The 14,839-nt window shown below is 71.7% G+C and carries 15 protein-coding genes; 5 read left to right on the top strand and 10 right to left on the bottom strand.

The annotated features are described in order from the left end of the window. Positions 1-114: 114 nt before the first annotated feature. Both CU044_RS23260 and CU044_RS23255 read right to left on the bottom strand, forming a co-directional pair. On the bottom strand, positions 115-936 hold the full coding sequence (locus CU044_RS23260; RefSeq protein WP_129770648.1) for a hypothetical protein: 822 nt from the start codon (positions 934-936) through the stop codon (positions 115-117). A gap of 100 nt (positions 937-1,036) precedes the next feature. Further along, the gene (locus tag CU044_RS23255; RefSeq protein ID WP_129770647.1) at positions 1,037-1,939 is read right to left on the bottom strand and encodes a phosphorothioated DNA-binding restriction endonuclease; all 903 of its coding nucleotides are present in this window, start codon (positions 1,937-1,939) and stop codon (positions 1,037-1,039) included. Positions 1,940-2,073: 134 nt separating this feature from the next. Here CU044_RS23255 and CU044_RS23250 point away from each other — a divergent pair, with 134 nt between their 5' ends. After that, positions 2,074-2,439, top strand: a complete 366-nt coding sequence (locus CU044_RS23250) for a PH domain-containing protein (RefSeq protein ID WP_129770646.1) — start codon at positions 2,074-2,076, stop codon at positions 2,437-2,439. A 363-nt stretch (positions 2,440-2,802) separates the two neighbouring features. On the opposite strand, the gene msrA is transcribed toward CU044_RS23250, so the two are convergent. Both msrA and CU044_RS23240 read right to left on the bottom strand, forming a co-directional pair. Continuing rightward, positions 2,803-3,471, bottom strand: a complete 669-nt coding sequence (gene msrA / locus CU044_RS23245) for a peptide-methionine (S)-S-oxide reductase MsrA (protein WP_129770645.1) — start codon at positions 3,469-3,471, stop codon at positions 2,803-2,805. 69 nt (positions 3,472-3,540) lie between these two features. Next, the gene (locus CU044_RS23240; RefSeq protein ID WP_129770644.1) at positions 3,541-4,674 is read right to left on the bottom strand and encodes a hypothetical protein; all 1,134 of its coding nucleotides are present in this window, start codon (positions 4,672-4,674) and stop codon (positions 3,541-3,543) included. Positions 4,675-4,818: 144 nt separating this feature from the next. Between CU044_RS23240 and CU044_RS23235 the strand changes: the two genes are divergently transcribed. Then, on the top strand, positions 4,819-5,979 hold the full coding sequence (locus CU044_RS23235; protein WP_129770643.1) for a cystathionine gamma-synthase: 1,161 nt from the start codon (positions 4,819-4,821) through the stop codon (positions 5,977-5,979). 67 nt (positions 5,980-6,046) lie between these two features. Here the strand turns inward: CU044_RS23235 and CU044_RS23230 are convergent, their stop codons facing one another. Genes CU044_RS23230 through CU044_RS23215 form a run of 3 tightly spaced genes read right to left on the bottom strand, consistent with a single transcriptional unit; the run spans position 6,047 to position 7,495 of the window. Continuing rightward, on the bottom strand, positions 6,047-6,310 hold the full coding sequence (locus CU044_RS23230) for a hypothetical protein (protein WP_129770642.1): 264 nt from the start codon (positions 6,308-6,310) through the stop codon (positions 6,047-6,049). 13 nt (positions 6,311-6,323) lie between these two features. Then, positions 6,324-6,836 (bottom strand): sigma factor-like helix-turn-helix DNA-binding protein, encoded by a 513-nt coding sequence (locus CU044_RS23225; RefSeq protein ID WP_129770641.1) that lies wholly within the window; start codon positions 6,834-6,836, stop codon positions 6,324-6,326. Between the two features lie 32 nt (positions 6,837-6,868). Next, a complete protein-coding gene (locus tag CU044_RS23215; RefSeq protein WP_240045786.1) occupies positions 6,869-7,495 on the bottom strand; it encodes a MarR family transcriptional regulator in 627 nt (208 codons plus the stop codon). Between the two features lie 281 nt (positions 7,496-7,776). Here CU044_RS23215 and ilvA point away from each other — a divergent pair, with 281 nt between their 5' ends. Then, positions 7,777-9,030: a threonine ammonia-lyase gene (gene ilvA, locus CU044_RS23210; RefSeq protein WP_129770640.1), complete on the top strand. Its 1,254-nt coding sequence runs from the start codon at positions 7,777-7,779 to the stop codon at positions 9,028-9,030. A gap of 58 nt (positions 9,031-9,088) precedes the next feature. Here ilvA and greA read toward each other — a convergent pair whose 3' ends face one another. Beyond that, positions 9,089-9,586 (bottom strand): transcription elongation factor GreA, encoded by a 498-nt coding sequence (greA, locus tag CU044_RS23205; protein ID WP_129770639.1) that lies wholly within the window; start codon positions 9,584-9,586, stop codon positions 9,089-9,091. A 268-nt stretch (positions 9,587-9,854) separates the two neighbouring features. Then, positions 9,855-10,256, bottom strand: a complete 402-nt coding sequence (locus tag CU044_RS23200; protein ID WP_129770638.1) for a DUF4307 domain-containing protein — start codon at positions 10,254-10,256, stop codon at positions 9,855-9,857. Between the two features lie 98 nt (positions 10,257-10,354). Between CU044_RS23200 and mca the strand changes: the two genes are divergently transcribed. Both mca and CU044_RS23190 read left to right on the top strand, forming a co-directional pair. Beyond that, positions 10,355-11,236, top strand: a complete 882-nt coding sequence (gene mca, locus CU044_RS23195) for a mycothiol conjugate amidase Mca (protein ID WP_129770637.1) — start codon at positions 10,355-10,357, stop codon at positions 11,234-11,236. A 1-nt stretch (position 11,237) separates the two neighbouring features. After that, entirely contained in the window at positions 11,238-11,486 is a 249-nt protein-coding gene (locus CU044_RS23190; RefSeq protein ID WP_129770636.1) for a hypothetical protein, read from the top strand. Positions 11,487-11,554: 68 nt separating this feature from the next. Here the strand turns inward: CU044_RS23190 and CU044_RS23185 are convergent, their stop codons facing one another. Next, positions 11,555-14,791 (bottom strand): tetratricopeptide repeat protein, encoded by a 3,237-nt coding sequence (locus CU044_RS23185; RefSeq protein WP_129770635.1) that lies wholly within the window; start codon positions 14,789-14,791, stop codon positions 11,555-11,557. Positions 14,792-14,839: the final 48 nt, after the last annotated feature.

The following is a 14,839-nucleotide window of genomic DNA, read 5'->3' as shown; positions in this document are numbered from 1 at the left end:
ACGTACGCGTCGCGCGTGAGGTTTTCCATCCGGTGTGCCCTGTGTCACATCCCGGCGGGGGCCGGGGACTTCGGGGCCGGGGACTTCGGGGGCGGGGACTCAGGGAACGGGGACTCAGGCGTGGGGCCGGAGCCGGTGTATGCGGTCCAGGTCGCCCGCGAGCAGATCGTCGTGGGTGATGGCGAAGTCGCCGTTGGGGAGGGAACGCCCGCCGAAGTAGGACCCCATGACGGTGTCCGGCAGATACTGCCGCAACTGGTGGCGCATCCCGGGCGGATAATCGACGGCTTCCCCCCAGCCCTCCGGCGCCTCATCGGTGCCCAGCAGCACCCAATGGTCCACGGGAACATCGGCGTCGAGGTCGGGCGGCTCGCCCGTATGACAGTCCAGCGCGGGCAGCGTCAGCCGGTCGGGGGCCGTCGGCCGGTACCACATCAGCAGCGGCTTCGCCCGCTCCGCCTCGGCGTTGTCGAAGCAGCACACGGCGATGGAGTGGCCGGGGTAGTGGGCCGCGTAGAACTCCAGCAGGAGCGGATTGAGGCGCGGCCGTCTGCGTAACGGCACCTGTATCAGGGCGGATTCGAGGAGTGTCGGATCGGTGGCGAGGAGCACGGTGTAGATGTCGTGGTCGAACACCTCGACCCGCCCGGAGTCCCACCCCATCCACGCCATCCCGCCCCACCCCGCGGCGGGAACCGGCCGTACGGCGTCGACCATCCGGCTGAGCACGTCCGGAGTGCGCCCCGCCGAGATGAAGTTCTCCCGGGACATCTGCCGCGCGGGCAGGTGCAGCAGCATGGCGTTGGGCCCGACGGCGAGACTGGCCGCGGTGTTCTGATACCCGAGGACATGAATCAGCCCGTGCGCCGCGTGATGCAGCCGCCCGGCGTACAGGGTGGTGCCTGAGAACTCCGCCTGGTCCGTCGAGACGCACATGGGCTCAAGTTATCCGCCGGGACGGGGGGCGTGAAGTGGGCGTGAACCCACGCCGGGTGGCGTGGCCCGCGCCGGTCGGCTGGATGAGATGTGCTCGCGGTCACGCGGGCTCAGCCATGCGTGCTTCGCCGCGGAACACCTGGGCTGTGTGCCACTGGATGTACTCGGACGCGACCCGGGGACTGCCGTTCTGCGGGCCGATGAGCCCCCGGCCGGTGAGGTCGAGCACATGGGTCCGGGCCGCGGCGCTACGGCCGACGAACTCGCGGGAGACTGTGATCCGTCGGCCGGCGTCCAAGCCCAGCACGCCTCTGTCGAAGAGCTTGTGGTGCAGGGAGCACAGGCACAGTGCGTTGGAGAGCTCGTCCGGGCCCAGGAAGGCCCACCACCGGACGTGGGCGGCCTCCAGCCCGACCGGCACGCGGCCGATCGCCCCGTCGAAGCCGCAGAACGCGCACTGGTACTCGTACGCCACCAGCACCTTCCCCCTCAGCTCGACCGCACGCCGTCGCGCGTCGGCGGGCCCGGTGGCACGCGGCGCGCCGTCCGCCAGATCGAGGTCGAGTCCGACGGAGGCGGCGATGTCCGAGTGGAGGGACGGCGGGAAGTGGACGTCCAGCAGCAGGCGCGCGAGCCGCCCGAGCAGCGCCAAGTCCGAGCCGAGCGCGTCCCGCAGCCCCGGAACCAGCCGCCCTTCCGCACCGCTCTCCCGCAGCACGCGGACCCCCGTACCGGGGCTGTCCGCCCCTTGCTCGGTACGTACTTCCCAGACGCCGTCGCTGACGAGATGGTGGAACGGGTAGGCGGGCGAGGTCCGGTGGGTGGGGCCGTAGTCCTGCAACAGTTCCCGGAGGTCGTGCTCGATGTCCGAGTAGCGCAGCGACTGGTCGGGCCGCCGCTGGAACCGCCCCAGCGCGTACAGCAGCAACAGGGGTTTGTGCGGGGCGCGTTCTCCGTTCTGCGTCCACTGACGCAGGTTTCCCACTCGTTCGATCCAGTCCATGACAGGGGACTGTATTGCGGGGTACACGCAGGGATGACACCGCCCGGTCGCCGGTCGGAGATGACGGCGGCTGACGGATCGGGCGGCCGGTATAGTCCGAAGATCAGGTAATTTCCAAGTATGGGGGTCCAGTTATGGCACTGTTCGGCAACGCGCACACGGTCGACCCGGCGGCGGCGCAGCAGGACTACGCGCGCCTCCTGGGCCAGGGCGAACAGGTACACGCCGCGTACACGCTGATCCGCGACACCATGCTCTTCACCGACCGAAGGCTCATCCTCGTCGACAAGCAGGGGATCACCGGCAAGAAGGTGGAGTACCACTCCATCCCCTACAGGAGCATCACGCACTTCGCGGTGGAGACGGCCGGCACGTTCGACCTCGACGCGGAGCTGAAGATCTGGATCTCCAGCAACCCCGCGCCGATCACGAAGACGTTCACGAAGGGTGTCGACATCTACGAGGTACAGGCCATCCTGACCCAGTTCGTGGCCCGCTAGGCCCTGGATACGTCCAGCTTCGCGTCCAGTGCCACCGCGAGAGCACGCGGCAACGGGAGTGTGGGGGGTCGTTCCGCCGCCCTCGATCCGTTCGATGTCCTTCAGGGACAGGTCCGTCCGTTCGGCGAGCGCGGCTTGATCGATCCCCCACGCCGTGCGGCGGTCGTGGACCGCCTGTCCCAGAGCGATGGCGGCCCCGGCCCCGACGTAGGCCGGGTCGGCCCGATGCTCCTCGGGAATCGTCCACGAGGTGTGGTATCCCGCACTCACGCTCGCGTTCCACCGCGCGGTAGTGCTCGCGCGGCAGCCAGTCCAGCCAGGCCTTCACCTCGGGTTCGGTCTCGTGGAGCCCGACGCGTCGGATTACTCGCCGGACGAGACCGGGGCCACGCCGATCGGGCAGGAGACGCCCGTGCCGCCGAGCCCGCAGTAGCCTGCCGGGTTCTTGTCCAGGTACTGCTGGTGCTCGGCCTCCGCCGGGTAGAAGGTGCGGCCTTCCACCGGGAGGATCTCCGTGGTGATCGTGCCGTAGCCGTTGCCCGTCAGGACCTTCTGGTAGGCCGCGCGGGAGGATTCCGCCGCTTCGGACTGGGCCGGGGAGTGCGTGTAGACCGCCGAGCGGTACTGCGTGCCGACGTCGTTGCCCTGGCGGAAGCCCTGGGTCGGGTTGTGGGACTCCCAGAAGAGCTTCAGCAGGTCGGCGTACGAGACGACCTTGGGGTCGTAGACCACGCGGACCGCTTCGGTGTGGCCCGTCAGGCCCGAGCAGACCTCTTCATAGGTGGGGTTCGGCGTGGAGCCGCCCTGGTACCCGACCAGCGTGGTCCAGACGCCTTCCTTCTGCCAGAACGTACGCTCCGCGCCCCAGAAACAGCCCAGGCCGAAGTCGGCGATCTCCAGACCCTGCGGATACGGGCCCAGCAAGGGGTTGCCGAGGACCGTGTGGCGGGAGGGGACCGCGAACGTCGGCTCCGGGCGGCCACGCAGGGCCTGCTCGGGGGTGGGGAGCTCGGGGGTGCGGCGCAGGAACATGGCTCTCCTCAGATGTGGTGTCCTGCTCAGAGGAACGTACGACGGCCCCCGGACATTCCGGGGGCCACCTCACTGCGGCAGCGTCGCCGGGCTGCCGCCGTTCGCCTCGTACCCCGCCACCGCCAGCGCCCGGTACACCGTGTACTCCGCCGCCGGGTCGCCGTCGTGCGTCCACGGCAGCGCCCCGACATGGCCGTCCACCCGTACCAGCTGGTTCATCGCCTCGGCCCAGCGCTCGGACCGTACGAGGAACAGGATCAGCAGATGCCGTACGTGCGGCAGCATCGGGTCGTCCTGCCGGGCCGCGTGGACCGCGAAGAGCGCTCCCTCCACCGCCTTCTTGACCACCGCGCTCTGGTAGAAGCCCTGCACGAGATTGACCTCGGGGAGGTGCTCGTACACCGCGAACAGCGGCAGCGCCGCCAGCAGCGAGCCCTGCGGCGCGCGCGCGGCCGCCGCCGTCGCGAACCGGTCGGCCTCCCCGCGGGAGCCGTGCCACTTCTCGCACCAGTAGTGCAGCGCCGCCAGATGCGCCCCCATGTGCGCCGGAGCGCGGTCGATCACCTTCGCCCACAGCTGGTCGAACTGCTCCGGGGAGTAGCCGAGCCCACGGGCCACGGCCAGTTCGATGATGTACGGCACGGGGTCGCCGGGCGCCAGCAGGGCCGCCTCGCCGCACACCGTACGGGCCTCCTCCAGGATGATCCGGAACTCATCGGTCCCGGCGGCCGAGGACCGCCACGCCTGCTGCACCAGGAACTCCGCGTGCACCGCCGCGCCGCCCGCGTCCTTCGGTGACTCCGCACGCCAGGCCCGCAGCCACGCGCCGCCCGCCGGGCGCTGCCCTTCCTGTACCGGCGAGCCCGCCGACGCCGCCTGAAGCTCCAGCGAGGCCGCCCCGGCGAACGCCTGCACGCGCTGCCAGCGCACCTCGCCCTCCTTCGCGGTGCCCGCGAGCAGCTGCGCGGCGGCCCGCCAGTCCTGCGTGCGCTGTACGACGTCGAGTACGTCCAGGAGGTCCTGATCGGGGCCCGGCAGCCGCACGTCCAGCGCCTCCTGCCGTACGAAGCCGTACGCGGCCGGGTCGGCGGCATCGGGCGATCCCGGGGCGACCTGGCGGATACCGCCCCTGCCGCGCCGGACGAACGGAACGATGACCGCGGCCAGCAGGCCCATCGCGATCAGGAACCAGAGAATCTCCATGGCCCCATTGTCCCGGATGCCGAATGCCCGCCCCCGCCCCTACCCCCACGGAGCGACCACCGGCCCGCGCCCCGCGACCCCCGCCGGGCGCGCACCGCCGAAGGCGCCCCGCCGTGAGGCGAACCGGCGATACCCTCAGGACCCATGACCCACCAGCACACCAGCGAGCCGCATCACTTCGAGACTCGCGCCATCCACGCGGGCAACACCGCCGACCCCCTCACCGGCGCCGTCGTCCCCCCGATCTACCAGGTGTCCACCTATAAGCAGGACGGCGTCGGCGGCCTGCGCGGCGGTTACGAGTACAGCCGCAGCGCCAACCCCACCCGTACCGCGCTGGAGGAGAACCTCGCGGCCCTGGAAGGCGGCCGGCGCGGGCTCGCCTTCGCGTCCGGGCTCGCCGCCGAGGACTGCCTGCTGCGTACGCTGCTGGCGCCCGGCGACCATGTCGTGATCCCGAACGACGCCTACGGCGGCACCTTCCGGCTCTTCGCCAAGGTCGTCTCCCGCTGGGGCGTGGACTTCTCGGTCGCGGACACCTCGGACGCGGCGGCGGTACAGGCCGCGCTCACCCCCCGTACGAAGGCGATCTGGGTCGAGACCCCCTCGAACCCGCTCCTCAACATCACCGACATCGCCCAGCTCGCCGGCATCGCGCGCTCGGCCGGGGTGAAGCTCGTCGTCGACAACACCTTCGCCAGCCCCTACCTCCAGCAGCCGCTGGCGCTGGGCGCCGACGTCGTCGTCCACTCGACGACGAAGTACATGGGCGGGCACTCCGATGTCGTCGGCGGCGCGCTGATCGTCGACGACGCGGAGCTCGCGGACGAGCTGGCCTACCACCAGAACGCGATGGGTGCCGTCGCCGGTCCCTTCGACGCGTGGCTGGTGCTGCGCGGCATCAAGACCCTCGCCGTACGGATGGACCGGCACAGCGAGAACGCCACGCGCATCACCGAGATGCTCACCGCGCACCCGCGCGTCTCCAAGGTCCTCTACCCGGGGCTGCCCGAGCACCCGGGGCACGAGGTGGCCGCCAAGCAGATGAAGGCGTTCGGCGGGATGATCTCCTTCCAGGTCAAGGACGGCGAGGAGGCGGCGGTCGCGGTCTGCGACCGCGCGAAGCTGTTCACGCTCGGGGAGTCCCTCGGCGGGGTCGAGTCCCTGATCGAGCACCCCGGCCGGATGACGCACGCCTCGGCGGCGGGCTCGGCGCTGGAGGTGCCCTCCGACCTGGTCAGGCTCTCCGTCGGGATCGAGTCCGCCGACGATCTGCTCGCCGATCTCCAGCAGGCGCTGGGCTGAGCGGCCTTTCCACCGCAGGCTGCTGCTGGCAGCTGGCAGCCGATGGTCCGACCGTCGCTGGGGGGCTTCACCAGCCGTACCAGTCCTCCAGCGGCGGTGTCGTCTCCGTCGGCGGCGCCGACCACGGATGCGCGGTCGACGCCCAGACGCCGAACACGATCAGCGCCACGAGCAGCAGCGTCCAGAACGCCCGCCGCGCCGCCCGGCGCCTGCGCAGGAGCCGGGCGCCGCGTTCGGTGGCGCGGCGGACGATGTCGGCCGGTACGTCGGGGCGTGCCGCGTCCAGCATCATCCGCAGCACCTCGGCCCGCTTGCGGTCGGTGCCCCTCATGGCCCGGTGCGCCTCATGGGCCCGCCTCCCGCGGCCCGGACGGGCCCGGCCGCGTCCCGCTCCGCCGCGACGGCTCCCGTATCGCCGCGATCGCCCGTGCGCAGATCACGCGGACCCGCTCCTCAGGGAGACCGATCAGCGCCGCGATCTGTTCCTCGGCCAGCCCTTCGTACAGGCGCAGCACCAGCACGACACGTTCCTGCGGGCCGAGCACCCCGAGCACGCCGCTCGCCCGGCGGCCGCGCCGGGCCGGGTCGCGCCAGGCGGCCTCGCGGGCGAAGCGCAGCACCAGCTCCCGGCGGGCACGGTCGTACGGGTCCTCGCCGTCGTCGCCGCTGAGCCGGTCCCACTCCGCGTACGTACGGGACAGCGCGACGACCAGCAGGCGCTGGGCCCGTGGGGCGGCGTCGGGCGGCTCGCCGGTGAGCAGTACGGCCGCATGCAGAAGCCGGCCGGCCGCGCCCGCCGCGAACGCCTCGAACTCCCGGGCGCGGCGGCGATCCAGGACAGCCCGCCGCTCTCGCACGACCTCATATGAGGCCAGTCAGGTGCCCAGGGTCAAGAGGGCGTATCCGCGCCCCGGCGCACACCCTGCCCGCCCTGCCCCGCGCCCTGCTCCGCGTCCTGGGCGGCCTCCCCGGCCGCGCGGTCGCCCGCGTCCGGCTCGTCCGTACCGCCCTCACCGGAGGGCAGCCCGGCCGCGCGCGCCGACAGCGCGCCGTTGAACCGGGTCAGCAGGGTGGTGAAGGAGTTCCGCTCCTCCTCCGTCCAGCCGCCCGTGACCTGCGCCATCAGCTCGCGCCGTGACGAGCGGACCTCTTCGAGCCGGGCCAGTCCGCGCGCCGACAGTTCGAGCACGACCGCGCGGCCGTCCTCCGGATGCGAGGTGCGCTTGACGAGGCCGGTGTCGACCAGCGGGGCGACCTGCCGGGTGACGGTCGAGGAGTCGATGCCCATCCCGGCGGCCAGCGCCTTGACGCCCATCGGACCTTCCCGGTCGAGCCGGTTGAGCAGCAGGTACGCGGCACGGTCCATCGAGTTGCGGACCTGGCCCACACCACCGAGCCGGGTCTGTTCGGCCCGCCGGGCGAAGACGGCCACCTGGTGCTGGAGGGCATCGAGGAGGCCGGCGTCGTCCGAGGGTTCGGAGGCCGTCTCCCTGGAGACCGACGCAGCGGAAGTCATGTCCTGAATGGGGGGCATGGCTGGGGCTCTCTCGTACGGGGGTCGGTTGGTGGGGGACAGAGTACGCGGCGACGGCTTGGACCGTACCTGCCCTGCGAAAACCGAGGACGTACCTGCCGGGTGAAACCTCGGGCCGCACATGCCCCGGCGAAACCCAGTCCGTATATGCCCCGGCGAAACCCCAGCCCGTACGTGCCCCGGGTCCGGGGCACGGGTGGACGCGGACGGCCGGCCGTGGACGCCGACGGCCCTCCGGCCGGTGAGCTGCGAGACTGGCTCTCATGAGCTTCGGTACGTCCCGCCCGGTGCCTCGCCCCGCGCACCACCCCTCCCACCCCCTGATGCTCGATGACATCCGAGGGGCCCAGAAGATGCTGTCCGACGTCGCGCGGATGACCGCGATGGAGGGGAGCCGCTATCTGACGCAGCTGGTCGGCGCACCCGTTCTCTTCAAGTGCGAGAACCTCCAGCGGACCGGCTCGTTCAAGCTGCGCGGCGCGTACGTACGGATCGCCTGCCTCTCCCCGGAGGAGCGCGCGGCGGGCGTCGTCGCGGCCAGCGCCGGCAACCACGCGCAGGGCGTCGCGCTCGCCTCCACCCTCCTCGGCGTCCGGTCGACGGTGTTCATGCCGGTCGGAGCGCCCCTGCCGAAGGTCGCGGCGACCCGCGACTACGGCGCGGAGGTACGGCTGCACGGACAGGTCGTGGACGAGACGCTGGCCGCCGCCCAGGAGTACGCCAGGAACACCGGCGCGGTCTTCATCCACCCCTTCGACCACCCGGACATCATCGCCGGACAGGGCACGGTCGGCCTGGAGATCCTGGAGCAGTGCCCGGAGGTACGGACGATCGTCGTCGGGATCGGCGGCGGCGGGCTGGCCGCGGGCATCGCCCTCGCGGTGAAGTCGCTGCGCCCCGATGTCCGGGTGATCGGGGTCCAGGCGGCGGGCGCCGCCGCGTATCCGCCCTCGCTCGCCGCGGGCCGCCCGATGGCGGTCGAGTCACCCCAGACGATGGCGGACGGCATCAAGGTGGGACGGCCCGGCGACATCCCGTTCCAGCTGGTCCAGGAGCTGGTCGACGAGGTGCGTACGGTCTCCGAGGACGAGCTGTCCAGCGCCCTGCTGCTCTGCCTGGAGCGGGCGAAGCTGGTGGTGGAACCGGCGGGGGCGAGCCCGGTGGCCGCGCTCCTCAGCGACCCGGGCTCCTTCCACGGGCCGGTGGTCGCGGTGCTCTCGGGCGGCAACGTCGACCCCGTGCTGATGCAGCGGATCCTGCGGCACGGCATGGCGGCGGCCGGGCGCTATCTGAGTCTGCGGCTGCGGGTGACGGACCGGCCGGGCGCGCTGGCGACGATGCTCGGCGTGCTGTCGGTCGCCGACGCCAATGTGCTCGATGTGAGCCATGTACGGACCGATCCGCGGCTCGGGCTGACGGAGGCGGACGTGGAAGTGCATCTGGAGACCAAGGGTCCCGCGCACTGCACGGAGGTGGCGGCGGCGCTGCGGGAGGCGGGCTACACGATCCTGGGCTGAGGCCAACGGCGCCGTTCAGCGTAGGGGCCGGTACACCCGTGGGTGTACCGGCCCGTGCTCAGCCCTGGTAGGGCTTGGCGTCGAGGATCTTCACGGAGGCGGTCCTGCCGTTGGGCAGCTCGTACTCCGCGTTCTCGCCGACCCTCTTGCCGTTCACACCGCTGCCCAGCGGGGACTGCGGCGAGTAGGTCTCGATGTCCGAGCTGGCGTATTCACGCGAGGCCAGCAGGAAGTCCAGGGTGTCGTCAGGATCTCCGTCGAAGGCGATCGTCACGACCATGCCGGGCTCGACGACCCCGTCGTCCGCCGGGGCCTCGCCGACCTTCGCGTTCTGCAGGAGCTGGGTCAGCTGGCGCACGCGGAGCTCCTGCTTGCCCTGCTCCTCCTTGGCCGCGTGGTACCCGCCGTTCTCCCGCAGATCGCCCTCTTCACGGGCCGCCGCGATCTTCATAGAGATCTCCGTGCGCGCGGGACCAGACAGGTACTCCAGCTCGGTCTTCAGCTGGTTGTACGCCTCCTGGGTGAGCCAGGTGACGTTCTCACTGGTCTGGGTCACAGGTGCTCCTCGTAGGTACCGGGAATACAAAGCAACGCCCTACCCAGAAGAATGTGCCTTCTCGGGTGGGCGAAACCACGAGCCTAACAATTTCGAGGCGCGAGGGGGAGGACGAATGCCATCAGAATTACATCAACGCAGGTCAGCGCGGTCCATCAGGGGCGCGGGCGGCGGGTCACCGCGCTCGTGTCGCCCGCTTCCGGCGTCCGGAGGCCGGGCCGTCCGTCCGGAGGCCGGGCGCCCGTCGGGGCAGGACCCGGGGCGGGACTCAGTCCGACGTGCAGCCCAGCAGCTCGGTACTGGTGGCGCTGCCCGTGGTACGCACCGTGACGACCCGGTCGATCCGCGTCTCGCCCGCACCGAAGCGCACGTCCAGCCGGCCGACCTCCGCGCCGCTCTCCGCGAGGGAGCGCAACGTACAGCTGCCGCTGGCGTCCCGGTCCTTGCGGACCTCCAGATGCGCCTCGACCGCGGTGGCGGAAATCCTCTTGTACTTGATGAGCTCGCCGGAGACACTCCGTTCGACCACGTAGTGATAGCCGAACCAGCCGATCAGTCCGAGCATCGCGACGCCGAGCACCGCGCCGACGACCTTCAGTCCGCGGTCCGCGCGCTGGTCCGCCGAGCGGCCGTAACGGCCTCGGGGAGGCTCCTCGCGCACCACGGCCATGATCGTTCCTTTCGGACTCGGGCAAGCCGGAATTTCCGCCGCCCGATATCCGTCACTATAGAAGCCGTCCGATGCGACACATCACTGAGGATCGAGTCTTGACTGAGCAGCTGCGGCTGATGGCCGTTCACGCCCACCCCGACGACGAGTCGAGCAAGGGCGCGGCCACCATGGCCAAGTACGTGTCCGAGGGGGTGGACGTGCTGGTCGTGACCTGCACGGGAGGCGAGCGCGGCTCCATCCTCAACCCCAAGCTCCAGGGCGACGCCTATATCCAGGAGCACATCCACGAGGTACGCAAGAAGGAGATGGACGAGGCGCGCGAGATCCTCGGCGTCAAGCAGGAGTGGCTGGGGTACGTCGACTCGGGGCTGCCCGAGGGCGACCCGCTGCCGCCGCTGCCCGAGGGCTGCTTCGCGCTGGCGGACGTGGACGAGGCGGCGGGCCGCCTCGTACGCCTGATCCGGTCGTTCCGGCCGCAGGTCATCACCACGTACGACGAGAACGGCGGGTATCCGCACCCGGACCACATCATGACCCACAAGATCTCGATGGTGGCGTTCGAGTCCGCGGCGGACAAGGAGAAGTACCCGGAGGACGACTTCGGTCCCGTCTGGCAGCCGGAGAAGCTCTACTACAACCAGGGCTTCAACCGGCCGCGTACGGTCGCGCTCCATGAGGCGCTGCTCGCCCGGGGCCTGGAGTCCCCGTACGGCGAGTGGCTGGAGCGGTGGAAGGAGATCGAGCGGGTGGAGCGGACGCTGACCACGCATGTTCCGTGCGCCGACTTCTTCGAGATCCGGGACAAGGCGCTGATCGCGCACGCCACCCAGATCGACCCCGACGGGGGCTGGTTCCGTATCCCGATGGACATCCAGCGGGAGGTCTGGCCGACCGAGGAGTACGAGCTCGCGAAGTCGCTCGTCGATACATCCCTCCCCGAGAGCGACCTGTTCGCGGGCATCCGCGACAATGGCTGATATGTATGCGACTCAGGCGATGGCGTTCGCGGCTCCTCTCGCCAAGGAGCTCGACGAGAACAAGGTGACGCCCGGTGTGCTCGGGTTCATCGTGTTCGCGGTGATGGCGGGGGGCGTGTGGCTGCTGATGAAGTCGATGAACCGCCACATGGGCAAGGTCAACTTCGAGGAGGCCCCCGCGCAGGCGCCCGCCGCGTCCGCGCGGTCCGCGAAGAGCGAGCCGACGTCCGCCGCCCCGCGCGGCGAGTAGCGCGGCACCGGCCGGCTGCACGCCCCGCCCCTTGACGCCCGCGGGCGTCAAGGGGCCGGACGCGATGGCTACCCGGCCGCCGTCACCGGCACGCCCATCACCTCGCGCGCGTGGCGGTTCGGCACCATTCCCAGCTGCCATGCCTGCCAGCCGTCCTCCAGCCGTACGCCCCGGCCCAGCATGACGCCGAGCGTCGTCACGGACTCCGCGAGTTTGCCGTCGCGGGCCGGATGCGCGGCGGCGGAGAGGTCGGACAGTTCCTGTTCCGCGACCACCGAGCCCACGTCGATACCGCCCGCCGAGGCGTACGGCAGCAGCGTGCAGCGCAGGAAGCGGGACCAGTCGGCGCCGCGGTGGTCGTCGTACGAGGCGAAGAGCGCCGTTGCCTCGTCGCAGAGCTGGAGCGCCTGGCCGGGGCGGTTGTTGCCGGCGTCGATGATGGCCAGCTCCAGACAGGTCCAGGCCTCGCCGTGGGCGACGCCGATACGGCGGAAGTCCGCGCGGGCGTCGGTCAGCAGCTGGCGGGCGAAGCCGGAGTTGCGGAGGTTGCCGGTCTGGGCGGCGCGCTGGTCGCGGGTGACCCGGCCCGAGTGGTGCCGGGCGCAGGCCAGCCCGTACACGTCGCGCATCCGGGAGAACATCGTGCGCGCCCGCTCCAGTTCCCGTACCGCCTGGTCGCGGTCGCCGGTCTCCTCCAGCGCCTGGCCCAGGTAGTAGAGCGTCCACGCCTCGCCGCGCGCGTCCTCGTTCTCGCGGTGGCGGGCGAGGGCTTCGCGCAGTTCGCCGACCGCCGGGGCCGGGTCGCCGTCCACCAGCCGGGTGCGGGCGAGCTGGGTCATCGCCCAGGCCTCGCCGCGGCCGTCGCGGGTCCTGCCGTACAGATCGAGGGCCGCGCGCAGCTCCGCCTCCGCCCGCGCCACATCGCCCAGCCGCAGATACAACTGGCCCAGCTGGAAGTGCGTCCACGCCTCGCCGTGCAGGGACTCGTTCTCACGGTGCAGTACGAGCGCGCCGGAGAGCAGCGTGAGCGCCTCGGCCACCGAGCCCCGGTCGCGCTCGACGGCCGCCAGGGCGTGCAGCGTCCAGCCGCGGTCGCCGGCCAGCGGCTCGGGGGACTGGAGCGCGAGCGCCTCGCGCAGCTTCGCCGACGCCTCGGTCAGATTGCCCTGGTGGTGCAGGGTGATGCCGAGCGAGCACAGCGCGCGGGCGGCGCCCGCGTCGTGGTCCGCCTCCCGGTAGAGACCGACGACCGTGGTCAGGGTGGTACGCGCCTTGTCCAGCTCGCCGAGCTGGCGGGCCGCGATGCCCGTACGCCACTGGACCGAGCGGAGCAGCAGCCCCTGGCCCACCGCCTGGGTCAGCTCGTTGATCTCGCCCAGCCGGTAGAGGTCGCCGCGCAGCAGGCAGTAGTCGCAGAGCGCGCCCAGCAGGTTCAGTACGGCCTGCTGGTCGACGCCCTCGGCGTGCCGCAGCGCGGCCGTGATGAAGCTCGACTCGTCGTCCAGCCAGCGCAGCGCGGACTCCAGCGAGGAGAAGCCGTGCGCTCCTGCCGCCGTCTTGAAGAGGTCCGCGCGGGTGGAGGTCTTGCCGTCGACCAGCCGGATCACGGAGTCGGCCAGCTCGCCGTAGTTCCGGATCAGCCGCTCCTGGGCGGCCGTACGGTCCTCGGCGCTCTCCTCGTCCCGCAGCCGTGAGTGCGCGAAGATCCTGACGACGTCGTGCAGCCGGTAGCGGCCCGCCCGTACGTGGTCGATCAGCCCCGCCCGGGACAGCTCGGCCAGCGGCCGGCCGGCCTCCTGCTCGTCCGTCGCCAGCAGCGCCGCCGCCGCTGCCACGCCCAGGGACGCGCGGCCGGCCAGCGCGAGGCGGCGCAGCAGCCTGCGGGCCTGGTCGCTCTGGTCGGTGTAGCGCACCCACAGGGCACGTTCGGCCGGTTCGACCGGGCCGTACGCGTCGAGGTCCGTGGCCAGTCGCTGCGCCGTGCGCTCCCCGAGCGAGGATCCGGCGATCCGCAGCGCGAGCGGCAGGCCGCCGCACAACTCGGCCACGCGGTCGGTGGACTGCGCGTCGTACGGTCCCTCCGCCGACGCGGCGGAGGGTTCGGCCACGGCCCGCAGCAATTCCTCGGCGCCCGCCGTGTCCAGCGGTTCGACGGGCAGCTGGTGCACCCAGGCCGGTACGTCGTCCGGCAGATCGAGCCGCTCGCGCGCCGTCACCAGCACCAGGCTGTCGGACCGTTCGGGCACCAGCGTCCGCACCTGCTCGGGATCGGAGGCGTCGTCCAGGACGACCGTCACCGGCAGGCCCGTCAGATGCTGGTGGTACAGCTCGCTCAGCCGCCGTACCTGCTGCTCCGGGGAGGATCCCTCGCGGAACAGCAGCTGTTCGCGGGGCGCGCCCAGCCGGTTGAGCAGATGCAGCAGCGCGTCGCGGGTCGACAGCGGTGCCTCGAAGGTGCCGCCGCCGCGCAGGTCGACCACGCACGCGCCCCTGAACTGGTCCTTGAGCTGATGAGCGGCGCGTACGGCCAGCTCGGTGCGGCCGGAACCCGGCGCGCCGTACAGCACCACGACCGTCGGCTTCGTCTCCGTCGAGACGCGGGCCGCGTGCACCCACTGCGCGATCTGCGCCATCGCCGCGCGCCGCCCGGCGAACGGCCCGTCGGGCTCCGGCAGATGACCGAAGGACCGTTCGAGCACACTGCGCCTGCGGGCGGCGGCGCTGCGGTCCCCGCCGCGCAACTGCGGCACGACGGTGGGCTTCTTGGTGGTGCGCCGGGTCGCGGAGGTCAGCACCCGCTGCTGGTCGAGGAACGGGCGGATGCCCCGTACCTCCAGCGCCGTCAGCCACTGGAGCCGCAACTGCTCGGTGCCGCCCGGCTGGCCCGCGGCCCCGGCCCTGCGGTGCGCGGCCGGCCAGTGCGAGGCGGTCACCTTGGCGACGGTGGTCGCGGCCCCGGCGACCGCCACGACGGCCCCGGCGCCGAACGCGATGCCCGTGGCGGTGCCCAGCGCGACGTCCGCGCCGACGGCGGCGACCGCCGCGACCGACGTGACCAGCACGGGCGTGCCGAGGGACTGCCTGCTGAACCGCTCCGACAGCGCCGGGCGTTCGGCCCGCTCCGCGTCCAGCGCCCGCACGTACGCGGTGTACTCCTCGTCCGCGCCCGCCGCCATGGCATCCAGGGCGCCGCGCCCGCGTGCCAGCAGTGTGTTCCCTTCGGTCCGCCCGCCGGAGCGCCGTACCTCTTCCTCCACGGCACGTACCAACAGCCTCTCGGCTTCGGCCCGGTGGCTTTCCCGCATATGCGTCCCCCTCCGAGAGCATGGGTGAGAGACGACATTGTCCTGTGC

The organism is Streptomyces sp. L-9-10, assembly GCF_004151105.1.
Taxonomy (GTDB): Bacteria; Actinomycetota; Actinomycetes; order Streptomycetales; family Streptomycetaceae; genus Streptomyces.
This window is presented reverse-complemented; position numbering and strand designations above follow the sequence as displayed.